We start from the raw sequence: 24654 nt of genomic DNA, 5'->3' as shown, positions 1-24654 counted from the left end.
GGCGCAATGCAGCTTCAGGCGATCACCTATTTCAACGAACTGGTGCGCTGCCGGTCCATCCGGCAGGCCGCCCAGAACCTTGGCGTGACGCCGACTGCGATCAGCCGCCAGCTCGACAATCTCGAATATCATTTCGGCGTGCAGTTGGTGGAGCGCGGTGCGCGCGGCATCGAGCTGACGGCGGCGGGCGAAGTGGTGGCGGCCCGGCTGAAGACGGCGATCCGTGCCTTCGATCAGGCCAATCAGGCGATTGACGATCTGCGGGGCTTGCGCCGGGGCGAGGTGAGCGTGCACGTGAATGGCGCCACCGGCGGCTCCATTCTGGCGGCAGCGCTGGCTGCCTTCTCGAAGGAATTTCCGGCGATCCGCGTCACCGTGCAGGAAACCTCGGCGCGCGAGGCCATGAGCGCCATTGTGCGCGGCGACACGGACATGGCGCTGACCCTGTTCTCGCCGGACGACCCGCGCGTGACGGCGCGTGTCCGCGTGCCGGTGCGCCATGCGGCCATTCTTGCGCCCGATCATCCGGCCGCGGCGCTGAAAAGCCTTGATCTGGATGCGCTCACCACCCACGCGCTGGCCGTGCCGGACACGTCCTACAGTCTGCGTGCGGCGCTTGAGGCGCGGCTGCGGGCTGGTGGCCATGATCCGCTTTCCGTCAGTTTCACCACGGCCTCGCTGACCGTGCAGAAGGAACTTGCCCGGCTGGGGGCTGCGATCCTGATTCTGCCTGAGATTGCGGTGATCCGCGATCTGGAACTCGGCAGCCTCGTTGCCCGCCCGCTGGCCGCAGATGCCGCCATCGACACGGCACTGCAGCTCAGTCTTTCGCCGGAACGCCAGCTGAGTTTCGCCGCCAGCCGCTTTGCCGCGTCGCTGGAACGGCTGCTGCGCGCAAGGTTCGGCTCTTCTTCGGCCTCCAGTGCAACGGTTTACGCAACACGGAGCACTCAAGATCTTCGTTGAGTGTGCGCTGCAAAGTCGTGCAGCCTGAGGCCATGACATGCGGATGACGGCATGTGAGCGCACAGGAGGCAGGCATGGCGATGGTGGATGCGGACGAGCGGGTGCGCCCGGAAGACGAGGTTCTGTCCCTTCCGGCCCGCAGCGTGCTCTCGGCCTTCAAGGCGGGCAGTCTCTCGCCTGCCGAGTATATGGCAGCGCTTATCGCAAGAATTGAAGGTCGTGAGCCAAGGGTTTGCGCTCTTTATGATTTCCGTCCCGATGAAGCGATGAAGGCGGCGCGGGCATCCGAAGCCCGCTGGGTCAAGGGCGCACCCATTGGCCCGCTGGATGGCATGCCCGTCAGCATCAAGGACAACCTCGCCATGAAGGGCGATCCGGTGACGACTGGCACCGCCGCTGCCGACATGACGCCCGCAGCCGAAGACGCGCCGCTGACGGCGCGCCTGCGCGAGGATGGCGCGATCTTCTATGCCAAGACCACATGCCCTGACTTCGGCATGCTGAGTTCCGGTCTCTCCAGCCTGCATCATCTGTCGCGCAACCCCTGGGACCTGACGCAGAACCCGGGCGGCTCCAGTGCGGGCGCTGCGGCGGCGGGGGCGGCAGGCTATGGCCCGCTGCATATCGGCACGGACATCGGCGGCTCCATCCGCCTGCCTGCCGGCTGGACCGGGCTCATCGGTTACAAGCCGTCTCAGGGCCGTGTGCCGGTCTATCCCTATTATCCGGGCCGCTGCGCCGGGCCGATGACGCCGGCGGTGGATGACACGCTGCTGCTGATGGCCTCGATCAGCCGCCCGGACTGGCGCGATGCCACTTCGCTGCCGCCGGAAGATCTGGACTGGAACGTGCCGCCCGCTTCCGTGCGCAGCATGAAAATCGGCCTCATGCTGGATGCGGGCTGCGGCCTGCCGGTCGACGGTGAAATTCGCACTGCGGTGCTCGCCGCTGCGCGCCGGTTTGAAGATGCAGGCGCAGAGATCATCCCGGTGGATGGCATTCTCACACGGCAGATGCTGGACGGGCTGGATGATTTCTGGCGCGCGCGCTTCTGGGCGCTGATGGAAACCTACACGCCGGAGCGGCAGGCAAAGATCCTGCCCTTCATCCTGGACTGGGCGGCAGGCGCCAAGGATCTGCCTGCCACGCGGGCAGCAATCGGCTTTGACCAGATGCTGGCGATCCGGCAAGCCACAGCGCAGGTGTTTCAGGGGCTGGATCTCATCCTCTCGCCGGTCAACCCGGTGGTCAGCTTCCCGGCGGAATGGGCGGGGCCGACCAACGATCCCTTGCTGCCTTTCGAACATATTGCCTTCACCGTGCCCTGGAACATGGGCGACAACCCGGCCTGTTCTATCAATTGCGGCTTCTCGGTTTCGGGCATGCCGATCGGCCTGCAGATCATCGGTCCGCGCTTTGCTGATCTCAGGGTCTTGTCGGTTACGAAGGCCTTTGAAAGCTGGACCGGCGGCATTTCCAACTGGCCGAAGCCTTGAGGGCCGTGATGGCGTCCTGCTCAGCCCCGGCTGATGGTTTGCGCCGCCTGGATCACCAGCGGCGCAACCTGACGGGCAAAGTCCTCCGGCTCCCATTCGGAGAGAGAGCCCGCCACGTGGATGGCGGCCACCGGACGTCCAGAAGCATCGAGAATGGCCGCGCCGATGGCGATTTCTCCGGTCAGGATCTGCTCCAGCGCCAGCGCATAGCCATTGCGCCGGGTTTCGGCCACGCGCTCCATCAGGACCGCCGGATCGGTGATGGTCTGCGGCGTCACCGGCACGCGGTTCGAGCTGGCAATCAGTTCCGCGCATTCGGCTTCGGGCAGGCGGGCGAGAATGGCCCAGCCGCCGGAGGTGCAAAAAAGCGGCACGCTGTGGCCGACCATGGTCGAGGACAGGATCTCCCGCTTGCTTTGCAGGCGGCTGGCATAGACGAGGCGCAAGCCGTCCCGCAGGCTGAGATCGACACGCTCGCGCACCTGCCGCCGCAGTTCCAGCAGCACGGGCGTTGCCTTCACCACCACCGGGTTGAGCCGCAGGAAATCGAGCGAATGGTCGAGGATGCGCAGGCCCGGAACATAGCCGGTGTCATCGGGATCGCGGGCGATATAGCCCAGATGCCTCAGCGTGAAGACCAGCCGCTGCACGGCACTGCGCGTCAGTCCGGTTTCGCTGGCAAGGTCCTGCAGCGACATCGGCCTTTCGTTCTGGTGGAAGGCGGAGAGCACCTGCATGGCACGTCCAACCGACTGAATGAACAGCGGATCTTCCCAGGTTTCGTCCTGCTGGACGGGCGCGCCAAAGATGGAACGCAAAAATTTTGGGCTCATGAGGCACCGGATTGCATGTGTTTTGACATTGACCTCGGTGGTTAACTGGGTCAGCATAATCAATACAAGTGTATTGCACAGCGATATAGCGAAGCAAGCCGTGAAATTTCCTGATTGGGTGTAAGGAGAGACGACGGATGACAAGGCGCGTGGCAGTTGCCGGTTTCCTGCACGAAACCAACACCTTCGCCCCCTCCCGTGCGACGCTGGCGCATTTCGCTGAAGGCGGCGGGCACATGCCGATTTCACGGGGGCAGGAGATCCTGGACCGCTGCCCCGGCATCAACATTGGCGTTGCCGGTGCCGTGGACTACGCCCGCGAGGCCGGGTGGGAATTGGTGCCGCTACTGTGGACCGTGGCCATTCCGTCTGCCCATGTCGAGAAAGACGCTTTCGAGGCTATCCTCGGTGAGCTGTGCGAGCGGCTGGCCGCTGCCGGGCCGCTCGACGGGCTCTATATCGATCTGCATGGGGCGATGGTTTGCGAGCATCTGGATGACGGGGAGGGGGAAATCCTCGCCCGCCTGCGCAAGGTGGCTGGCCCGGATCTGCCGATTGCTGCCAGCCTCGATCTGCACGGCAATGTCACTGCCCGCATGGTGGAGGAGAGCGATGTTCTCGCCGCCTACCGCACCTATCCGCATGTGGACATGGCTGAAACCGGCTACCGCACGGCGGTGCAGCTCGACCGGCTGATGCAATCGGGCAAGCGCTATGCCAAGGCCTTCCGCCAACTGCCCTTCCTCATTCCCATCCCCTGGCAATGCACCGGGCTGGAACCGGCCAGGAGCCTCTATGCCCGTGTTGCCGCGCTGGAAGGCGGGGCTGTTGCCAGCACCTCCTTTCTGACCGGCTTCCCGGCAGCCGACTTTGAGGATTGTGCTCCCTCCGTCATCACCTATGCGAAAGATCAGGCTGCGGCCGATGCGGCAGCCGATGCGCTGGTGGCGGATATTCTGGCGGCAGAGCCTGCGTTCCAGGGCAGGGCCTATGAGCCTGAGGAGGCTATTGCCGAAGCACTGCGGATTGCAGCTTCCGCCTCCCGGCCCGTCGTCATTGCAGATACGCAGGACAATCCCGGCGCGGGCGGGGATTCCAACACGGCCGGCATGCTGGCGGCGCTGGTGCGGGCGGGCGTTTCCCGCGCCTCGCTTGGCCTGATGGTTGACCCCGAGGCAGCCAAAGCTGCGCATGCGGCGGGTGAGGGGGCGGAGGTGACGCTCACCCTCGGCGGGCGCTCAGGCGTTGCGGGCGATGAGTCCTTTACCGGGACCTTCAAGGTGGAGCGCCTGTCGGACGGCAGTTTCATGGCCGGTGGCCCGTTCTTCGGGCACACACACATGGATCTGGGTCTGTCGGCCTGTGTCTCCATCGGCGGCGTGCGTGTGGTGCTGGCCAGCCGCAAGGTGCAGATGGCGGACCTCGCCATGTACCGTTTCGTTGGCATTGAACCGACGCAGGAAGCCATTCTCGTCAACAAGAGTTCGGTGCATTTCCGTGCCGATTTCGAGCCGGTGGCCGAGACAATTCTCGTCGCCCGCTCGCCAGGGCCGATGGCGCTTTACGCCAGCGATCTGCCCTTCCGCAACCTGAAGCCGGGCATCCGGCTGGCGCCTTGCGGACCTGCCTTCATGGCCAATGAAACAGCCATCAAGGCAACTAACATATGATATGAAATGATGTTCGCTCCACGGGCTTGCGGGAGCGGATGGGAGGAGAAGCAGAGCAGATCACAACCGGCCGGAAAACAGGCCGGGCTCCAACGAAGCATCATCACAACCAACCAGACGGGGTTCACGAACATGCTGAGTGTTGAAACTGGGGTCGTAAGCAGACTGATGGCTGAGAGCCGGCCGCGCCGCCTGAGGGGCCTAGGCCGCCTTGCCGCCGGTCTTGTTGCCGGCACGCTTCTGGCCGGCAGCGCCATGGCGCAGGAAAAGGTGATCACCGCCGTGATGCATTCCGGCCTGCGTGTCACCGATCCGGTCATCACCACCGCCCACATCGTGCGCAATCATGCCTACATGATCTACGATGTGCTCATCGCCGTGGACGAGAACTTCACGCCCAGGCCGCAGATGGCGGACTGGACCATCTCCGATGACAAGCTGACCTACACCTTCACCCTGCGCGATGGTCTGAAGTTCCATGATGGCGCGCCGGTGACGGCGGAAGATGCGGTGGCCTCGCTGAAGCGCTGGGGCCAGAAGGATTCCGGCGGCCAGCTCATCTTCGACGTGACCGACAGCCTGACGGCTGCCGATGACAAGACGCTCGTCTGGCAACTGAAGGAGCCCTATGCACCGCTGATCGAGACTCTGGCGAAGATGTCGGCACTGCCGCCCTTCATCATGCCGGCGAGCGTTGCCGCCACTCCGGCATCCGAGTCGATCAAGAGCTTCATCGGGTCCGGCCCGTTCCGCTTCGTGGAATCCGAGTTCCAGCCCGGCGTCAGCGTCACTTACGAGAAGTTCGCCGATTATGTGCCGCGTGACGAGCCGTCCAGCTGGATGGCCGGTGGCAAGACCGTTCACGTGGGTAAGGTGAAATGGATCACCATGCCCGATGCCCAGACGGCGGTGAATGCGCTGTCTTCCGGCGAAATCGACTATATGGAACAGGTGCCGGTTGATCTGCTGCCGCTGCTGGAGGGCAATGACGATGTGCTGTCGGAGCTGCGCGATCCGCTCGGCTACCAGACCATGGGCCGCATGAACTTCCTCTACCCGCCCTTTGACAATGTGAAGGTGCGCAAGGCGGCCATGATGGCGATCAGCCAGGAGCAGGTGCTGGCGACGCTGATCGGCAATCCGGATTACTACAAGATCTGCGGTGCGCTGTTCGGCTGCGGCACGCCGCTGGCCGACGAAACCGGGGCGGAAAGCCTCATCAGCGGCGGCAACATCGAAGAGGCGAAGAAGCTTCTGGCCGAGTCCGGTTATGACGGCACGCCCGTGGTGCTGATGCAGCCGACCGACGTGCCGGCCATTTCCGCCCAGCCGGTGGTGGCAGCCCAGGCGCTGCGCGATGCGGGCTTCACCGTCGATCTGCAGCCGATGGACTGGCAGACCCTGGTCACCCGCCGCGCCAGCCAGTCCAAGCCGTCCGAAGGCGGCTGGAACCTGTTCTTCACGAACTGGGCCGTGCCGGAAATCGCCTCGCCGCTGATCAGTCCGATGCTCAATGGCCGCGGCAGCGCCGCCTGGTTCGGCTGGCCGACGGACGAAAAGCTCGAAGCCTTGCGCAAGGAGTTCATCGCGGCCGGGTCCGCAGAAGAGCAGGTGGAAGTGGCCAAGAAGATCCAGGCTCATGCCATGGATGTCGTGAACTACATCCCGCTCGGCCAGTACCTCACCCCGCAGGGGCGTTCGGTCAAGCTGGTGGACATGATCCCCTCGCCGGTGCCGGTGTTCTGGAACATGAAGAAGGAAGACTGATCCTCCCGCCGTCTGAACGGCTGCCGGGACCGCCCAACGCGGCCCCGGCTCACCGGGAGCGGCGGGGCTGCCTTGCAAAGGGCAGGACCTGCGCCGCTCTCACCGCCCGAAGGGAAGGGAGCATCCGCCGATGATCGGTTACATCCTCCGGCGCATCCTGGCCGTCATTCCGGTCGTGCTGTGTGTCGCCATCTTTGTTTTTCTGCTGCTGCGCCTGACGCCGGGCGATCCGGCAGCCATCCTTGCCGGTGATGCGGCAACGCCCGAGCAGCTGGAGAAGATCCGCACCTCGCTTGGCCTCAATGAGCCGCTGCTGACTCAGTTCATCACCTGGGCCGGGCACCTTGCGGAAGGTGATCTCGGGATTTCGCTCATTTCCAATGTTCCGGTGACCGATCTCATCGGCCAGCGCATCTGGCCGACGATCAACATCGCCGTCATGACCATCATTCTGGCCGTGCTCATCGCCGTGCCCATGGGCGTGCTGGCCGCCTGGCGGCACCGCACCTGGACGGATTATGCGGTGATGGCCTTTTCGGTGCTGGGCTTCTCGATCCCGGTTTTCGTCATCGGCTACATCTTCATCCAGGTCTTTTCCCTGCAGCTGCGCTGGCTGCCGGTGCAGGGCTATACGGCGCCCTCGCAGGACTTCGGCAAGTTCCTCACCCGCGCCATTCTGCCCTGCCTGACGCTGGCGACGATCTACATCGCCCTGATTGCGCGCATGACTCGGGCCAGCATGCTGGAGGTGCTGGGCGAGGATTACATCCGCACCGCGCGGGCCAAGGGGCTGAGGGAAAAGGCGGTGCTGTTCCGCCACGCCTTGCGCAATGCCTCGGTGCCGATCCTGACCATCATCGGCACCGGCTTTGCGCTGCTCATTTCCGGCGTGGTGGTGACGGAAAGCGTCTTCAACATCCCCGGCATCGGCCGGCTCACCGTCGATGCGATCCTTGCCCGTGACTATCCGGTCATCCAGGCGATGATCCTGCTGACGAGTGCCATCTACGTCTTCATCAACCTGATGATCGACGTTGCCTACAGCCTTCTTGACCCGAGGATCCGGTATTGATGTCAGCTTCTTCCGACCCCGTATCCCGGCTGCAACCCGTCCTTCGCCTTTTGTCCCTGCCGGCGAAAGTCCGCAAGCTTGGCGGCGGGCCGATGGTGGCGGCCATCGTGCTGGCCATCATTGCCGTCGCGGTGCTGCTGGCACCGCTCTACATTCCCCATGATCCGGTGGCGCTCAATGCGCTGAACCGGCTCAAGGGCCCTTCGGAAAGCAACCTGCTGGGCACCGATGCCTTCGGCCGCGATCTCTTCTCCCGCGTCATGATGGGCGGGCGCGTGTCGCTGTTCATCGGCATTGGCGCTGCGGTGACGAGCGTGCTCATCGGCCTTGCCATTGGCCTCGTCTCCGGCTTCTTCCGGCTGGCGGATGCGATCATCATGCGGATCATGGACAGCCTGATGGCCATCCCGTCGATCCTGCTGGCGATTGCGCTCGTGGCCCTCAACGGCCCGAGCCTGTGGTCGGTGATTGCCGCCATCACCATCCCGGAAATCCCCCGCGTGGTGCGGCTGGTGCGCTCCGTCGTCCTGTCCGTGCGCGAAGAGCCCTATGTGGAGGCGGCGGTGGCGCTGGGGTCTTCCATGCCGAAGATCCTGTGGCAGCACCTGATGCCCAACACGCTGGCGCCGCTGACCGTGCAGGCCACCTACATCTGCGCCTCCGCCATCCTGACGGAAGCGATCCTCTCCTTCCTGGGCGCGGGCGTCAGCACGGAAATTCCCACCTGGGGCAACATCATGGCCGAGGGGCGGATGCACTTCCAGCTCAAGCCCTCGCTGATCTTCTGGCCGGGACTGATGCTGTCCCTGTGCATCCTGTCCATCAACCTGCTTGGCGACACGGCCCGCGATCTCCTGGATCCGCGCCTGCGCAAGAGGGAGGGCTGAGCCTGTGATCTTCAAGTCCAGATCCTTCGAGGGCGCTCCGGCTGTCCTCACCATCGACAACCTCACCGTCCGCATTCCCACCGCTGCGCCGGAGTTCCGGCCCATCCTTGACCGTGTGTCCCTGACCATCCGGGCGGGCGAAACGGTCTGCCTTGTGGGGGAAAGCGGCTCGGGCAAATCCGTCACGTCGCTTGCCACCATGGGGCTGCTGCCGAAGAACGCGCTGGAGGTGACGGGCGGGCGTATCCTGCTTGGCGAGACCGACCTTCTGAAACTCTCGCCGCAGCAGATGCGCGACATGCGCACCCGCAATCTCTCCATGGTGTTTCAGGAGCCGATGACCGCGCTCAATCCGGTGATGCGGGTGGGCCAGCAGATCGAGGAAGTGCTCGACACCCACACGAAGCTGCCGGCCGGTGAAAAGCGCAAGCGCGTGCTTGCCATCATGGAACAGGTGCATCTGCCGGATGTGGAGCGGATCTACCGGTCCTACCCGCACCAGCTCTCCGGCGGCCAGCGCCAGCGCATCATGATCGCCATGGCGCTGATCCTGGAACCGCAGCTGCTCATCGCCGACGAGCCGACCACGGCGCTGGATGTGACCACCCAGAAGCAGATCCTCTCACTGATCGCGGAACTGCAGGAAAAGCACGGCACGGCTGTTCTGTTCATTACCCATGACATGGGTGTGGTGGCCGAGATTGCCGACACGGTGCAGGTGATGAAGCATGGGGAGATGGTGGAGAATGCCCCCGTCGCGGAGCTTCTGCGCAACCCGCAGAACGACTACACCCGCCGCCTGCTGAAGGCCGTGCCCAGCCTGACGCCGCGCCCGCCGCGCGCAGCTGTGGAAGACAAGCCGCCGGTGCTGGAAGTCTCGAACCTTGCCAAGGTCTATGGCACCTCCGGCTGGCTGCTCAACCGGGAGCCGACCCGGGCGGCGCAGGATGTGGCCTTTACCATCGCGCCGGGCCGCACCCTCGGCATCGTCGGCGAAAGCGGCTCGGGCAAATCCACTGTGGCGCGCTGCGTCATGCGGCTGATTGATCCCTCCGGCGGCGGCATCAAGGTGGCCGGGCTTGAGATCGCCAGCATGCCGCGCGCAAAGCTGCGCCCGCACCGCAAGCACATCCAGATCGTGTTTCAGGACCCGTTCCGCTCGCTCAATCCGCGCTGGACGGTGGGGCGCTCGCTGATCGAGGGGCCGCTGAACCTTGGCCAGGACAAGGAGGCGGCCATGGCCCGCGCCCGCGAGTTGATGGCGCTTGTCGGCCTTCCGGCCGATGCGGTGGACCGCTATCCGCACCAGTTCTCCGGCGGCCAGCGCCAGCGCATTGCCATCGCCCGGGCCATCGCCATGGAGCCGGACGTGCTGGTGGCGGACGAGGCCGTATCGGCACTGGATGTGTCGGTGCAGGATCAGGTGCTCAAGCTTCTGGAGGATCTGCAGGCCAAGCTCGGCATCGCCATCCTGTTCATCACCCATGACCTGCGCGTCGCGGCGCAGATCTGTGACGATGTGCTGGTGATGCAAAAGGGCAGGGTGGTGGAGCACGGGCCTGCGGGCGAGGTGCTGGCCCATCCGAAACACCCCTACACCCGTGCCCTCATCGAGGCGGCACCCGGCCGCAACTGGGACTTTGCCAACTTCCGTGAGCTGACGCTGGCCTCCTGAGGCGTTCGCGTCCGCCGCAGCCGGGGCACCCGCAGCCGCCCCGGCTGCTTCTTCCCTTTCCGTTTCATTTCATCTGTCAGAGGACTGACCCATGCCCGTCATCGAGAAAATCGCCGGTTATGCCAAGGAACTGACGGCCCTGCGCCATGACTTCCACGCTCACCCGGAAATCGGCTTCGAGGAACAGCGCACGTCCGGCATTGTCGCCAGCCTTTTGGAGGAATGGGGCCTTGAGGTGCACCGGGGCATCGGCCAGACCGGCGTCGTCGGCGTGCTGAAAGGGGCGAAGGGCGAGGGCCGGACCATTGGCCTGCGCGCCGACATGGATGCGCTGCCCATGGACGAGCACACCAATCTGCCGTTCCGCTCCACCCATCCGGGCAAATTCCACGGCTGCGGTCATGACGGCCACACCACCATGCTGCTGGGGGCGGCGCGCTATCTCTCCGAGACGCGCGATTTTGCCGGAACCGTGGTCTTCATCTTCCAGCCGGCCGAAGAGGGGCTGGGAGGCGCAAGGGCCATGCTGGCGGACGGGCTGTTCGACCGGTTCCCTTGCGATGAAGTCTATGGCATGCACAACAACCCTCTGGCGCAGCCGAACCGGGTGGCGGTGCGCCCTGGTGTTGCCATGGCCGGCTCCACCTTCTTCGATATCACCATTCAGGGGCGCGGCAGCCACGGCGCGGCACCGCATCATTCGAAGGACCCTATCATCGTCGCCACCTCGCTGGTGCAGAACCTGCAAAGCATCGTCAGCCGCAATGTGGAGCCGGTGCAGCCGGCAGTTCTGTCCGTGACGCAGATCCATTCCGGCACGGCCTATAACGTCATTCCCGATCAAGCCGTCATCTCCGGCACGATCCGATATTTCGATGATGGCGTGCGCGATCTCATTCATGAGCGGATCGAGGCCTTCTGTGCCGGTTATGCCACCAGCTTCGGCGTCACCATCACGCCGGAACTGCGGCCCGTGTTCTCCGTGCTGCGCAACGACCCATCCCTGAGTGCGGCCTATCTGGAAGCGGCCGCCGAAATTGTCGGCGGCGATCTCGTTACCGATCAGGTGGATCTGGTGCCGGCCAGCGAGGACTTCGCCGACATGCTGCTGGCCGTGCCGGGGGCTTACTGCACCGTCGGCCACAGCGGCGGCGTGCCGGTGCACAATCCGGGTTTCGTGCTGGATGACGCCATCCTGCCGGTTGGGGCCAGCATCTATGCCCGCATTGCCGAACGGCGGCTTGCGGCCTGATCTGGCGGCCTGACGCTCAGCCTCAACCTCATCCCTTCACGCAGAACCGCCGGGAGCAGGCCATGCGTTTCACGGACTTACCTTTCGACAGCAATGAAATGATCAAGGGCCTGCGTCCCTGGGTGGAATGCGAAAGCCCCACCCATGACGCGGCCGCGCTCAACCGGATGATGGATCTCGCCGCCTATGAGCTGGCAGCGCTCGGCGCAGATATCGAGCGCATTCCGGGGCGGATGGGCTTTGGCGGATCGCTGCGCGCCCGCCTGCCGCATCCGGACAAGGGCAAGCCGGGCATTCTTGTCAGCGGCCACATGGATTCCGTGCATCCCATCGGCACGCTGGAGAAGCTGCCGTTCCGCATCGAGGGCAACCGGGCCTACGGGCCGGGCATTCAGGACATGAAGGGCGGCAATTACGTCGCCGTCGAGGCTCTGCGCCAGATCATCCGCGCCGGGCTCTCCACGCCGCTGCCGGTGACGGTGCTCTTTACCCCCGATGAGGAAGTGGGCACGCCTTCGACGCGCGATCTCATCGAGATGGAGGCCCTGCGCAACCGCTATGTGCTGGTGCCGGAACCGGCGCGGGAGGATGGCGGCTGCGTCACGGGCCGCTATGCGATTGCCCGTTTCAACCTGCGCACCATCGGCCGCCCCAGCCATGCGGGCTGGGCGCTGAAGGACGGGCGCTCGGCGATTGCCGCCATGGCCCGCAAGGTGCTGGAAATCGAGGCAATGACGGGCGAGGACTGCACCTTCAGCGTCGGCATCGTCCGGGGCGGGGAGTGGGTCAACTGCGTCTCGTCCCTCTGCGAGGGGCAGGTGCTGTCCATGGCCAAGCGGCAGGCGGATCTTGATGCGGGCGTGGAGCGGATGCTGGCGCTGAATGATGACAGCGGCGAGGTGATCATCGAGGTGACACGCGGCGTCACCCGTCCCGTGTGGGAGCCCGATGCAGGCACGCTGGCGCTCTACGAGATCGGAAAGGAACTGGCCGCAGAAGTGGGCTTCGAGATGAGCCACGCCAGCGCGGGCGGCGGGTCGGATGGCAACTTCACCGGCGCCCTCGGCATCCCGACGCTGGATTCCATCGGCGTGCGCGGTTCAGGTCTGCATACGCTTAACGAGCATATCCTGATCGACAGCCTCGCAGAGCGTGCCAAGCTCTGCGCCGGCCTGTTCCTGCGGCTGTCCTGAGGGCGGCAAAGGCAAGGGCGGGCAGCCCTTGCCTCATTCCAGCGGCTGTCCGCCGTGGACGCGGGAGATGAGTGCGGAGGCCTGGCGGTTGCAGCCGCTGTCGAGCAGCCAGCCGAGCACGGCACCGGGATAGGCGTCTTCCAGATCCTGCGGCAGCACCTTGAGGCCGAACTTGCGCAAGTTTGAGCCAGCCGAAAGCGCCAGCGCGCCTTCGGTCACAGGGAATGTGGCTGGGGCTGTGAATGTGTGGCTGCCCGCCGGCCAGTTGAGATCTGACGCCTTGCCTGCTTCATTGCGCAGGGTGACGGTCAGGGTCTCTGCCGCGTCCCGCCGCCAGAAGGTCAGTTCATCCTTGCGGGTGCAGCGTTCGCCGGAGCTGTCGATGCTGACGAGCCAGATGCCCGGCTGGTCCGGCAGGCTGCTGTCCGTCTTGCGCGAGGCGCCGAGCACTTCCGATGTCTGGCCGCCAGCGCCAAGGAACTTGCGCACCGCATCCCAGCCGCTGAAGGGGCGCTCCACCGGCGGGGCGGCATCCAGCTTGCCGTCGAAGGGGCCGTCGATGCGTTTCATTTCACCGGACTGGAAAAGAACGGTGACCTTTGCGCCATCAGGCAGTTTGAGGCTGGAGCCTTCGGCAATGCGGTCGCCCGGCTGCAGGCTGGCGGGGCCGCTGGCGGCAACCACAATCATGTCCGCCAGCGCTGGCGCTGCGGTTGCCCCGCTCAACAGGGCCGCGATCATCATCTGCCGGAACATGCCGAACCTCATCTTGCTCTCGATCCGTTCGGGCGCAGGTCATTTGCCGCCCAGAACGATCTGTGTACCCGTTTCACCTTGCCCGAGGCGCGCCAGATGCAGGCGCGAGGGGCCGTCATCGCCGCGCAGGCGCAGCACCGCCTCGAACCCCTGCCGCGCCGCCTCCGCATCCTCTTGCTGCAGCAAGGCGAAAGCGGCGGCATAGGCCGCCATCCACTCCGTCCCGGCCTCCGCCTCACTCAAAGGCTCGACGCAGGGCAAGGGTTCCGCGCGGCCCTTCACCACCAGATCGCCGATGGGCCGGCAGGTGAGGCCCTGAGCGTGGGCCGCAGCTGCGGCGCTGACGCAAATGCGCGTGCCCAGATACTTGTTGGCGCCTTCCAGCCGGGCGGCGGTGTTCACCGTGTCACCGATGCTTGTATAATCGAAAAACCGGCTACCGCCAAAATTACCGACCACAGCCTCGCCCCGGTGCAGGCCGATGCGGGTGACGCCGAGCGGAATGCCCTCCGCCGCCATCTCCTTGCGGAAGCCCTCGCAGAAGGCATCCACCGCCAGCGCCAGCTTCACGGCCTTGAGGCTCTGCTCCGGGTCTTCCTCCGGTGCGCCGAAGAAGCCGACCACGGCGTCCCCGATCAGCTTGTCGATGGTGGCGCCGTGGCCGACGAAAAGGTCACACATGCGGTCCAGATAGCGGTTGAGGATCGCGGCCACCTGATCCGCCGTCAGCTGCTCCGACAGGGTGGTAAAGCCTTCCAGATCCGTGAACACATAGGTGACGGTGCGCTTTTCCCCGCCAAGGGCAAGGCTGAGCCGCCCCGAGGTCAGCCGCTGCACCACTTGCGGGCTGACATAGCGGGAGAAGGCGGTGTTGAGAAACGCCCGCTCTGACCGGTCGATGCGCCAGCGGAACAGGGCGAGCAGCAGCGCGGCGGCAATCGCGGCGGCAGGCGGGGTGAGCACCGGCAGCTGCAGGATCTGCAAGCGCAGCAGCAGCGCGGACACGGCAAGACAGGCAAATGCGGCAAGGCCAAGCACGAGGAAGAAGCGGCCCGGCTTCTGCGTCAGGGTGAAGCCGGTGACGGTGGCGGCCGCCGCAAGGGCAGCCAGCATGAGGCCGAATTCCAGCGGCAGGGCAGGCAGGCTGCGGCCTTCCAGCACCTGCGCCAGAATATGCGCGTGGATGGCGATGCCCGGCACGGTGCCGCCTTCGGTGCCGGCAAGGGACACCATCGGCGCCGGATGCTGGTCGAGATGCGGCAGGTCCGTGCCGATCAGCACGTATTTCCCGGCAAGCCACTCATCCGGCAGCAGCGCCGCCGTGTGGGCCGGATATTGCGGAAAGGCGGTGAGGCCGGGGCCTTGCGGCGCCTGATAGAGAATGCGCCCGCGCGGCGGCGGCGTGCCGGCAGCTTCGGCGGCCAGCGCTGCCGTGAAGGTGGTGATCGGTGCGCCGTCCCTGTCCTGCGGGAAGGGCAGATGCCGCACGATGCCATCTGAATCATCGCGCTGCAGCACGATGGAGCCATGGCCGCGCCCGCTGACCGAGTTTCCCAGATAAATCCGCTGCTGCGGCGTCAGGTCATTGAGGTCGCTGGCAACAGCCAGGATCACCGGGCTTGAAGCGTCGTCAATCGCCCCCAGCAGATCGGCATCCTTCACCGGGTCGCTCGGGCCGTCGAACAGGATGTCGATGCCGATGGCCTTGGGGCCGGTGGCGCTGATGCGGCGGATCAGGGCCGCGAGAAAGCCCCGGTCGATGGGCGAGCGGTAGGGAAAGGCGGCGAGCGTTTCCTCGGTGATGGTGAGGATGACGATATCCTCGCGCCGTTCCGCTGCCGTGCCGCCACCGGCAAACAGGATCACATCGCCAAGGCGCGGCTCCAGCCTTGTGGCCACGGGCAGCACCAGAATAAGCGCAAGGCAGGCCGCCAGAACCGGCGCCAGCCTGCGCTGCAATGGCCCCGCAAGCGCGGGTTTGCTGGCGCGGCCCATGGTCATCTGGGGGCGTCGAAGCGGCGCACGTCCGAGCGGGTGCCGTCCCTGTAGGTCAGTTGCACGGTGATATAGGACGTGCTGCGCGGCACCTGCAGATAGACATCCGATCCCGGCCCGGAGCGGGGCACGGCATGGGGATTGTCCGGGTCACAGGGGCCGGTGTCGAAGGCTGTGTCCGGCTCATCCTTGTTGATGCCGTAGCGCACGCCGGACAATGCGCAGCGGTAGCTGAGCAGATGGGTGAAATAGGCCAGCCTGTCACCAGTGCCGCCGAAGGAGATCCAGCTGTTCCAGAAACGCTCGAGAATGTCCTTCTGCCCGGCAATCAGCGCCGTGTCCGGATCGAAATGCAGCCTGTACGGCCCCTGCGTCTCGCCGTGCAGATTGGTGTATTGCACCTCGATCTCCATGGCGGTCGCCGAGCCGGGCAGCTCGAAGCCGGGATAGGGCAGGTGCTGGCCGGTGGCCGGGTCCATCGCCCCGCTCATGACGCCGGTGGAGCGGAACTCGCCGCCCGGCAGGCGCACGAAGATCTCACGCGCCTTGTCGGCGATGGAGAGCGTCATCAGCCAGCCCTGATTGCTGCGGGTGGCGGACAGCTGCAGCGGATTGGCCATGGCCGCATCGCTCATGGCCGAAAGCGCGGCAAGGCGGCTGCGGGCATCTTCCAGCCAGCTGGCGGCCATCTGCTGGTCGATGAAATAGCGCAGCACCTTGCCTTGATCCGCCGCCTCGACGAAACGGGTCAGCAGATCCTTTTCCCTCGTCTTGTCGGCCAGCGACTGCTGGCCGAGGCGGCTCTGCGAATAATCGAGGCTGAGCTCGTAAAGCGCCGGGCCGAAATCCGGATAGGCTTCTATGAAGCTGTCCAGCCGGCGCACCCGCTCGTCCCGCTCCTCCAGCAGGATCGAGGCAAACAGCGTGGCCGGATCGCGGCGCCCGGCGGAAAGCGCACGGTAGACCTCGCGCGCTCCGGCGCGGCCCTCCTGCACCTTCAGCACCGCCTGAAACCGCAGGTGCGGATCAATCTGCGGCTCGCCGAAGGCGAAATATTTCAGATAGTCCTGCCGTGCGCCCGGATAATCGCCCTTCAGCTCGCGCAGGCGGGCGTTGGCGTAGAATTCATGCGGGCGCTGCGGATTTTCCACCAGCAGCGAGCGGCTTTGCAGGGCGGCGAAAAGCTGTTCGATCTGCCCGGTGTCCGCCGCAGGCAAGCTGGCAAGGCGCATGCGGGCCAGCTCGGCAAAGGCACCAGCGGGAAAGCGCTCCAGATAGGCCTCGTAGTCGGCGGCGGTGCGGCTGTCCTTTACCCCGTTCCAGAACACCAGTTCCTGCTGCAGCGCCTCGGCGGTGGCCGCAGGGGCAGGACCGGCGCCCGCTGCATCCGCGCTGTCTGCGGTTGGCATCAGGATGATGTCGGTGGTGAGTGAAGAATGGTCCCACGGCACCTGCGCCCCGTCCGTTGCCGTCACCACATCCTGCCGCACGCGCTTGAACACGGTTTCGATGCTGGCGCCGGGCACCAGAAGCTCCCGGGCAATGGCCGCCGAATAGGGGCTGTTGAGACCCTCACCATCCGCTGCCGTGCTGCCGGGAGCCGTTGCAAAGGAAATGAAACTGCCGCGCGGCGTGCCCGTCAGCAGCGTCAGACCGCCCGCGCTGCCGCCTGCGGAGCGGGTCAGCGCCGTGTTGCGGCAGGCATCGAGGATGATGATGTTCGGCCCGTCATGGGCCTCTTCCACCGCCGCCAGCACCCAGTCCACCGGCAGCGCCTCGAACTCCGCATCCACTTCCTCGCGCAGATCCGCGCCGAGCGGGGCCAGATAATTGCGCCCGCCGGCGGCAAAGCCGTGGCCGGAGTAATAGACCGCCGCCAGCGTGCCGGAGGGGGCGGCCTTGAGCCTGGCCGTGAAGTCGCGCACCGCCGCCTTCATGCCGCGCAGATCCGCATCCATCACCAGCGTCACCTCAAAGCCTGCCGCCTTGAGACTGCCGGAAATCAGCGCCGCATCATTGGCCGGGTTTTTCAGGGCGGGCAGGGCAGGGCTGTCATAGGCGGCATTGCCGATCACCAGCGCGAGGCGGCTGGCCGTGTCTTGCGCACGTGCCGGAGCCACCGCACCCAGCAGCATGAGGCAGAGAACCAGAACGGCCATCATCATCGCAGGCACCAGTCTGGCGGGCTCTGCCATCGTCTTCCGCGACCCGCTGTCAGCTTGTCTCATCGTCTGTCCTGCCCGGAATGATGCCCGAAATGGCGCCCGCGTTGCTGCCTACTGGATAATCCGCCGGGAGCAGCAAAGGCAACCTGCGGGCAATGATCTTACAGCAGCCTGTCTTGCAAGGTGTGCTGCGTGTCACGGACTGCCGCCCTCATGCTCCGCCTTGCACAGATTCAGCCGAGTCACGGTGGCGGGCAGATGCTATGAGGTTTTTGTGCCGTCTAAGAAAGCAATCGAAGATACGCAAAGCCATAAATCCTGCTTATCCATATGATCAATCCTGATTACACGCGGATAAAATCTCTGCTTAAATTTGCTTAATTCATCAAATGGTCAGCAAGGCTTCGTCAATCTGTCATATGGAGACTTGCATATGCGCCCCTGAACAGGGAGCGCAGGATGTCGCCGCAAGCAGTCGAACTTTCCGGAATCCGCAAGACCTTTGGCAGCGAAAGCGTGCTCAAGGGCATCGATCTGTCCATCCGTCCGGGTGAATTTCTCTCGCTGGTCGGCTCCTCCGGCTGTGGCAAGTCCACGCTGCTGCGGGTCATCGCCGGGCTGGAGACGCCGGATCAGGGAAAGGTGAACATCGGCGGCGCGGATGTGACCGGCATGGACCCGAGCGACCGGAACCTTGCCATGGTGTTCCAGTCCTACGCGCTTTACCCGCACATGAGTGTGCGCCAGAACATCGCCACCCCGTTGCGCATGCGCCGTCTGCCCGCTTCCGCCCGCCTGCCGCTGGTGGGCCGCCTGATGGCGCCGAAGGCACGGCTTGCCGAAATCTCCGCCGCTGTCGAAGACGCCGCCGAAACCTTGCAGATTGGCCATCTGCTGGACCGCAGGCCCGCCCAGCTTTCCGGCGGCCAGCGCCAGCGTGTGGCGCTTGCCCGGGCGCTGGTGCGCTCTCCTTCGGCCTTCCTGATGGATGAGCCGCTGTCGAACCTCGACGCCAAGCTGCGCGCCCACATGCGCGAGGAACTGGCGGCCCTGCACCGGCGGCTGGGCGCGACCTTCATCTATGTGACCCATGACCAGATCGAAGCCATGACCATGTCCGACCGCATCGCGCTGATGTCGGAAGGGCGGATCGAGCAGCTGGGCACGCCGGATGAGCTCTACCGCCGCCCGGCGACGCTGACCGTCGCCCGCTTCATCGGGATGCCGGCGATCAACCTGCTGCCGGCCGAAATCACGGCCGAAGGCCGCGTGCATGCGCTGGGGCAGGATCTGGGCGTGCAGGTGGCCGCACAAGGGGCGGAAACCGCCACCATCGGCCTGCGGCCGGAAGACCTGGTCCCTGCGTCCGACGGCCTGACCGTCCGCGTGCTGCGGGCCGAGATGCATGGCGCCGACCGCTATGTCAGCTGCGCGCTTGCTGGACACGATGATCTCGTCCTGACGTTCCGCCAGTCCGCGGCCGTGCCGCTGGCCGTTTCGCCGGAAGGCACGCTGAACCTGTCCTTCGCGCCGGAGCGGCTGCATGTCTTCGGTGCCGATGGCCAGCGCCGGGAAGCCGCAACGCAGGGGAGGGCGGCCGCATGAGCGTGACCAGCCTCGGCCTTGAAACCGGAGAGGCAGCGCCCGTGCCGCGCCGCCGCACCCGCCGTGAACGGCAGATGATGATGCGCGGGCTGATGTTTGCCGCCCCCGCCAGCCTGCTTCTGCTCGGCATCTACATTCTGCCCGTCATCATTCTCGCCGGGTTTTCCGTCACGGATTACCGGCTGGGCGCGCTGTCGCTTCATTTCATTGGCCTTGATAATTTCGCACAGGCCTTCTCCGATCCGGTGTTCATGCGGGCGCTGCGCAACACCGCGCTTTATGCGGCGCTGGTCATCCCCTTCGGCGTCGGCCTAGGGCTTGGCGCGGCGCTGCTGGTCAATGCCCGCAAGCGCAGCCGCAGCTTCTGGGAAGTGGCCTATTTCCTGCCGGTCACGGCAACGCTCGTCGCCATGGCCACCGTCTGGCAGTTCCTGCTGCACCCTTCCATCGGCCCGGTGAATGCGGCGATCAAGTGGCTGGGCTTCTCGCCCGTGTCCTTCCTCTCCGATCCGGTGCTGCTGATCCCGTCCATGGCGATCATCGGCATCTGGCAGGTGCTGGGCTTCAACATGGTGCTGTTTCTGGCCGGTCTCACCGCCATTCCGCAGGACCTTTACGAGGCCGCAAGGCTGGACGGCGCCCGCTCGCCGCTGGACCGGTTCCTCACCGTCACCTGGCCGATGCTGGGACCGACCACGCTTTTCGTCGTGGTCACCACCTCCATCTCCGCCTTCAAGGTGTTCGAGACGGTGGCCGTGCTGACCAAGGGGCGCTTCGGCTCCGAAACGCTGCTCTTCGCGCTCTATCTCGAAGGCTTCGAATATTCCAACACCGGCTATGCCGCCGCGCTGACGCTGATCTTCCTTGCAATCGTGCTGGTGCTGTCCATCGGGCAGACGGTGCACATGGACCGGAAGGTGCATTACTGATGGCCGCTCTCCGCCGCTTTGCCCCGCATCTGGTTCTGGCCCTCGGCGCGGCCTTCATGCTGCTGCCGTTCTACTGGATGCTGCTGACCTCCATCCGCCCGCCTGCGGAGATCTTCAACGTCTCGCTCTGGCCATTTCCGGACCAGTTCGACGGGGCGGAGAACTATTCCCGCGCCGCCAGCCAGGTGCCCATGGCGCGCTTCATGCTGAACGGCGCCATCGTCTGCGGCGGCATCCTGATCGTGCAGATCCTGACGGCGGTGCCGGCGGCCTATGCGCTGGCCAAGCTCCGCTTTCCGGGCCGCCGCCTGCTGCTCGGCCTCGTCATCGCCGCGCTCTGCGTGCCCATTCAGGCGCTGGCCCTGCCGCTCTTCGTCGGCCTCGCCTGGACGAAGATGCTCAACACCTACTTTGCGATGATGCTGCCGTTCTTCCTGTCGGTCTTCGCCATCTTCCTCTTCCACCAGTCCTTCCGCAGCTATCCGGACGAAATCATCGAGGCCGCCCGCATGGATGGCTTTTCGGAGATGGAAATCTGCTGGGGTCTGGTGCTGCGCGGCTCGCTACCTTCGCTCGCTGCCTTCTCGGTCTTCTCGGTGGTGGCCCACTGGAATGACCTCTACTGGCCGATGATCGTCGTCACCGACGTCAACCTCGCTCCGCCGCCGCTCGGCATGCTGTTCTTCGCCGATGCGGAGACGGGCGCCAACTACGGCGCGCTGATGGCCGGAGCCACCCTCATCACCGCACCCATGGTGCTGTGCTTCCTCCTTGCCCGCCGCCATTTCATCGCGGGCATCACCATGACCGGTGTCAAATGACCCGGCCTTTCTCCTCCTCCCAACCGCATCTGGAGACTGTCATGAAGATCACACGCCGCACCGCCATCGGCGGTCTTGCCCTCGGCCTCGCCATGGCCGGGCTTGGCAAGCCGGCCCTTGCCGATCAGATCACGCTCGACGTGCTCTACAACCTGCCGGGCTTCACCAAGTTCCATCAGCCGCTGGCCGATGAGTTCATGAAGAACAACCCGGACATCAAGATCAACTTCCTCGCCCCTGCCGCCGGCTACAACGAAGGCCAGCAGCAGGTGCTGCGCGCCGCCGTGACGGGCAACCTGCCGGATGTCTATTTCTCCGGCTATAACCTGACGGCGGAACTCGTCCACACGCTGGCCCCGCGCAACCAGATCACCGATCTGTCGCCCTTCATCGAAGCCGAAGGCGGCCAGGCCTTCCTCGACGCCAACTACAGCCCGAAGATGGCCGCCCTCGGCCAGATCGACGGCAAGCAGTATGGCCTGCCGGTCAATGCGTCCTCGCCGATCGTCTACATCAACGCCGATCTGGTGAAGAAGGCCGGCGGCGACCCGGACAAGATGCCCACCACCTTCGAAGGCCTCATCGAACTGGCTGCGAAGATCCACGCCCTTGATCCGAAGATCGCCGGCATGGGCTATGACATCAACGGCTGGCCGGATGACTGGCTGTGGCAGGCGCTGATCTTCCAGCAGGGCGGCCGTCTGGTCGATGCTGAGACCAAGACCGTTGCCTTCGACAACGAAATTGGCCTCAATGCCCTGAAGCTGACCCGCCGTTTCGTCACCGAGGGTGGCCAGAACCTTTTGGACTGGGACCAGTCGCGCCAGCAGTTCGGCGCAGGCCTCACCGGCTTCATCTTCTCCACGCCCGCCCACGTGCAGACCATCGAAGGCCTGGTGGGTGACCGCTTCGCGCTGAAGACCGCCACCTTCCCGCTGGACAACAAGGACACCGGCGGCGTGCCGACGGGCGGCAACTCCGCCGTGATCCTGACGCAGGACAAGGCCAAGCAGGATGCGGCCTGGAAGTACCTGAAGTGGATCACCGGCCCGCAGGCGCAGGACACCATCGTGCGCATCACCGGCTATCTGCCGACCAACAAGCTGGCCACCGGCCCGGACTATCTGGCGCCCTTCTATGCCGAGAAGCCGAACGTGAAGACCGCTTCCCTGCAGGCCGACCGCTCCATGCCCTGGGCCGGTTATCCGGGCGGCGACTCGGTCCGCATCTGGCGCACCCAGCGCGACATCATCGGCGCCGTCATGCGCGGCGAGCTGACACCGGAAGACGGCCTGAAGCAGGTGGTTGAACAGACCAACGCCCTGATGAAGTGATGCTTTCTCCCGGCTGTCTGCGTCTTGCGGCAGCCGGGCACAGCCAATTGACCGTTGAGGCTGCGGGGGCCTGTTTCCCGCAGCCTTTTCTTGCCCCTTGCATACCCTTTCAGGACAATTCCCATGAAAATCATCCAGCTCACCGACACCCACCTGATGCCCCCCGGCGCGGTGGTGAATGGCGTCGATCCGGAGCGCCAGCTGCGCCTTGCCGTCGACGACATTCTCGCCCGCCATGGCGACACGGACCTCATGGTCATCACCGGTGACCTGTGCAACCACGGCGATCCGGAAGCCTATGCGCTGCTGCGCGATATCCTTGCGCCCGTGTCCTTCGAAGTGCGCCTGCTGATCGGCAACCATGACCGCCGCCCGGAATTCCGCGACGCCTTCCCTGAGCATCCGGTGGACGGGCAGGGCTTCGTCCAGTCCTTCAAGGATACCGGCCATGGCCGCCTGCTGTTTCTGGACACCCATGAAGCGGGCATGATCGGCGGGCTCTACGGGGCAGACCGCATGGTGTTTCTCGATGAAGCGCTGGCCGGGGCAGGGGATGTGCCCGTCACCGTCTTCATCCATCACCCGCCCTTCGACTGCGGCATCGGCCATTTCGACAACATCGGCCTGCATGATGATGGCGCGCTGATGCAGCGCCTCGGCGCCCATCCGGGCGGTGTGCGCCACATCGTCTTCGGCCACATCCACATCCCCATGTCAGGCACGGCAGCCAACGGCATCGCCTACAGCTCCGGTCAGGCAACCGGTCACCGGTTCATCACCGACCTTGCCGACCCATGCCCCTGGTGGACCGGCGGCAACCCCACCTACCGCATCCTCCTCCTCGACGATCACGGCCTGCGCGCCTACACCGCCGAAACATCACAAGTGGCAACCAGCCGCGCAGCGCGGTGCGAGGGGCCGTGAGGGGGGCTATGGCAGCCGGAGGTGATTGCCCGGCTCCTCAGGAGGCAGATCAGGCTCGTCATTGGGCTTTTATCGCTCACAGCAAACTGCGTTGACGTAGGTGTTGCCCACCGTCACAAACGCATCGTTTGGTACAAGCTGTTGTGTCTTTAAATTATCTAGCAATGTCTTGGCTCTCTCTAAGGGGAAGGTTCCCGCGAGAGCTATGGCAAACCAGTTATTTGTCGCAAGATATGCAGTAAGTGGTAAATCCGAATTTATGACGAAATATTCTGCCTCTGCGAAGTTGTCAAAGCTCTTGATTTGGATGAAGCGATGGTCGAAGGGGCGTTGCACAAACTGATCGACGCGGACCCAATTGTGGTGCAGGTACCCGACTTTACCTAGTACTCGCACATGATACCAGCGCTCGCCGACCGATAGAATTTCGACGGGATCTCCATTCTTCAATTCAACAATTTTGGCGGATGACTGGTTTTCTGCAGACCGGAGATGCTCTCGCCCCTTGGGAACATACACCATGCCCGATTGTGCCAGCGGAATGCGAAAACGAGTATCATTGGGTGCAACCCTGTAATCGGGCAATGCCCTGCTCGCTGAACTGCTGGTGCTATGTGGTGGCGCTGCTTGGGGGTGCGAGGGAGTTGTATTGCGCGGTTGGGATGTGGCAGTAGTTGTTCCTATTCCTTTGCTAAGATCAAACGTTGTGACGCGGTATTCCTGCATTTCGCTCTTTGAAAGAAAGCGTATGTCGTCCTGCTCGTATCTGAGAGAAAGCTGAAGGAGACCGGGTTCTACTCCCATTTCGAGCAGATAAGAAATTGTCTCAGCCATTTGATGCTGAACGTAAGAGACGGCGCCATCAACTGTCATTCCTGATGTATCTGCAAATGAAGATTTGTGAACGCCTATTGAGCCAGCTTCGGCCCCTCGTACAATGCCTCCGATAAAGGCCAAAGCACAGGCAGAAGCGCAGATACGTGAGCGTGTCTGCAAGGTTGGAAGCTTCAGCGCCCGGATAATACGTCCAAGTTCTATTGCCTTTGATGGGTTCCCGCCCGGTGAATCGAATGTCACTATTGCTGAGCGTCGTCCAAGGCTGTCTATTACCTTGAAGAATGGTGTGAAGTCCTCGTACGCCTCGAAGGGGCCCGAGACAACGATAAGAGCTGTCTCCGAATCGATGGTGAGCGGTTCAAAAGTAAGCGACCAAGCTTGGCTTGTGGGTAGCATTACCAATGAACAAAAACAGAAAAAACTACGCCACCACACCTTGGCTCCCCCGGCTCGTTATTACCCAATCAGGTTATGCGT

19 protein-coding genes are annotated in these 24654 nt (G+C 64.4%); 14 read left to right on the top strand and 5 right to left on the bottom strand.

What is annotated here, in order from left to right:
- Positions 1-6 precede the first annotated feature (6 nt).
- The gene (locus H163_RS0113745) at positions 7-966 is read left to right on the top strand and encodes a LysR family transcriptional regulator (protein WP_019965175.1); all 960 of its coding nucleotides are present in this window, start codon (positions 7-9) and stop codon (positions 964-966) included.
- Between the two features lie 74 nt (positions 967-1040).
- Positions 1041-2462, top strand: a complete 1422-nt coding sequence (locus tag H163_RS0113740) for an amidase (RefSeq protein ID WP_019965174.1) — start codon at positions 1041-1043, stop codon at positions 2460-2462.
- Positions 2463-2482: 20 nt separating this feature from the next.
- Here the strand turns inward: H163_RS0113740 and H163_RS0113735 are convergent, their stop codons facing one another.
- Complete coding sequence (locus tag H163_RS0113735; protein ID WP_019965173.1) at positions 2483-3280, bottom strand: IclR family transcriptional regulator; 798 nt, start codon at positions 3278-3280, stop codon at positions 2483-2485.
- A 152-nt stretch (positions 3281-3432) separates the two neighbouring features.
- On the opposite strand from H163_RS0113735, the gene H163_RS0113730 reads away from it, so the two are divergent.
- The 7 genes from H163_RS0113730 to H163_RS0113700 all read left to right on the top strand — a co-directional run bounded on the left by H163_RS0113730 (position 3433) and on the right by H163_RS0113700 (position 12811).
- Positions 3433-4965 (top strand): M81 family metallopeptidase, encoded by a 1533-nt coding sequence (locus tag H163_RS0113730; RefSeq protein ID WP_019965172.1) that lies wholly within the window; start codon positions 3433-3435, stop codon positions 4963-4965.
- A gap of 168 nt (positions 4966-5133) precedes the next feature.
- Positions 5134-6732, top strand: a complete 1599-nt coding sequence (locus H163_RS0113725; protein ID WP_019965171.1) for an ABC transporter substrate-binding protein — start codon at positions 5134-5136, stop codon at positions 6730-6732.
- Positions 6733-6862: 130 nt separating this feature from the next.
- A complete protein-coding gene (locus H163_RS0113720) occupies positions 6863-7804 on the top strand; it encodes an ABC transporter permease (protein ID WP_019965170.1) in 942 nt (313 codons plus the stop codon).
- Positions 7804-8691, top strand: coding sequence for an ABC transporter permease (locus H163_RS0113715; protein ID WP_026355836.1), 888 nt, complete (start codon positions 7804-7806; stop codon positions 8689-8691). Before H163_RS0113720 ends, H163_RS0113715 begins: the two co-directional genes overlap by 1 nt.
- Positions 8692-8695: 4 nt before the next feature.
- Positions 8696-10366 carry an ABC transporter ATP-binding protein gene (locus tag H163_RS0113710; protein WP_019965168.1) on the top strand — a complete coding sequence of 557 codons (1671 nt, stop codon included), beginning with the start codon at positions 8696-8698 and terminating at the stop codon, positions 10364-10366.
- Between the two features lie 91 nt (positions 10367-10457).
- Entirely contained in the window at positions 10458-11618 is a 1161-nt protein-coding gene (locus H163_RS0113705; protein ID WP_019965167.1) for a M20 aminoacylase family protein, read from the top strand.
- A 62-nt stretch (positions 11619-11680) separates the two neighbouring features.
- On the top strand, positions 11681-12811 hold the full coding sequence (locus H163_RS0113700; RefSeq protein WP_019965166.1) for a M20/M25/M40 family metallo-hydrolase: 1131 nt from the start codon (positions 11681-11683) through the stop codon (positions 12809-12811).
- Positions 12812-12844: 33 nt separating this feature from the next.
- On the opposite strand, the gene H163_RS0113695 is transcribed toward H163_RS0113700, so the two are convergent.
- Genes H163_RS0113695 through H163_RS23710 form a run of 3 tightly spaced genes read right to left on the bottom strand, consistent with a single transcriptional unit; the run spans position 12845 to position 17790 of the window.
- Complete coding sequence (locus tag H163_RS0113695) at positions 12845-13567, bottom strand: hypothetical protein (RefSeq protein WP_026355835.1); 723 nt, start codon at positions 13565-13567, stop codon at positions 12845-12847.
- A gap of 39 nt (positions 13568-13606) precedes the next feature.
- On the bottom strand, positions 13607-15568 hold the full coding sequence (locus H163_RS23715; protein WP_081626027.1) for an adenylate/guanylate cyclase domain-containing protein: 1962 nt from the start codon (positions 15566-15568) through the stop codon (positions 13607-13609).
- Positions 15565-17790 (bottom strand): caspase family protein, encoded by a 2226-nt coding sequence (locus H163_RS23710; RefSeq protein WP_081626026.1) that lies wholly within the window; start codon positions 17788-17790, stop codon positions 15565-15567. The genes H163_RS23715 and H163_RS23710 overlap by 4 nt, the downstream gene beginning before the upstream one ends.
- Before the next feature lie 396 nt (positions 17791-18186).
- On the opposite strand from H163_RS23710, the gene H163_RS0113680 reads away from it, so the two are divergent.
- The 5 genes from H163_RS0113680 to H163_RS0113660 all read left to right on the top strand — a co-directional run bounded on the left by H163_RS0113680 (position 18187) and on the right by H163_RS0113660 (position 23340).
- Complete coding sequence (locus H163_RS0113680; RefSeq protein WP_019965163.1) at positions 18187-19332, top strand: ABC transporter ATP-binding protein; 1146 nt, start codon at positions 18187-18189, stop codon at positions 19330-19332.
- 74 nt (positions 19333-19406) lie between these two features.
- On the top strand, positions 19407-20261 hold the full coding sequence (locus H163_RS0113675; protein WP_174234548.1) for a carbohydrate ABC transporter permease: 855 nt from the start codon (positions 19407-19409) through the stop codon (positions 20259-20261).
- Positions 20261-21082, top strand: a complete 822-nt coding sequence (locus H163_RS0113670) for a carbohydrate ABC transporter permease (RefSeq protein WP_019965161.1) — start codon at positions 20261-20263, stop codon at positions 21080-21082. The genes H163_RS0113675 and H163_RS0113670 overlap by 1 nt, the downstream gene beginning before the upstream one ends.
- A gap of 41 nt (positions 21083-21123) precedes the next feature.
- Positions 21124-22416: an ABC transporter substrate-binding protein gene (locus tag H163_RS0113665; RefSeq protein ID WP_026355834.1), complete on the top strand. Its 1293-nt coding sequence runs from the start codon at positions 21124-21126 to the stop codon at positions 22414-22416.
- Between the two features lie 123 nt (positions 22417-22539).
- Entirely contained in the window at positions 22540-23340 is an 801-nt protein-coding gene (locus H163_RS0113660) for a phosphodiesterase (protein ID WP_019965159.1), read from the top strand.
- Between the two features lie 69 nt (positions 23341-23409).
- On the opposite strand, the gene H163_RS24410 is transcribed toward H163_RS0113660, so the two are convergent.
- Positions 23410-24612, bottom strand: a complete 1203-nt coding sequence (locus H163_RS24410) for an SH3 domain-containing protein (protein ID WP_040678908.1) — start codon at positions 24610-24612, stop codon at positions 23410-23412.
- Positions 24613-24654: the final 42 nt, after the last annotated feature.

Origin of the sequence: Pannonibacter phragmitetus DSM 14782 (genome assembly GCF_000382365.1) — a bacterium.
Classification (GTDB): Bacteria; Pseudomonadota; Alphaproteobacteria; order Rhizobiales; family Stappiaceae; genus Pannonibacter; species Pannonibacter phragmitetus.
The sequence above is the reverse complement of the archived record's forward strand: the minus strand, read 5'-3'. Positions and strand labels throughout refer to the sequence as shown.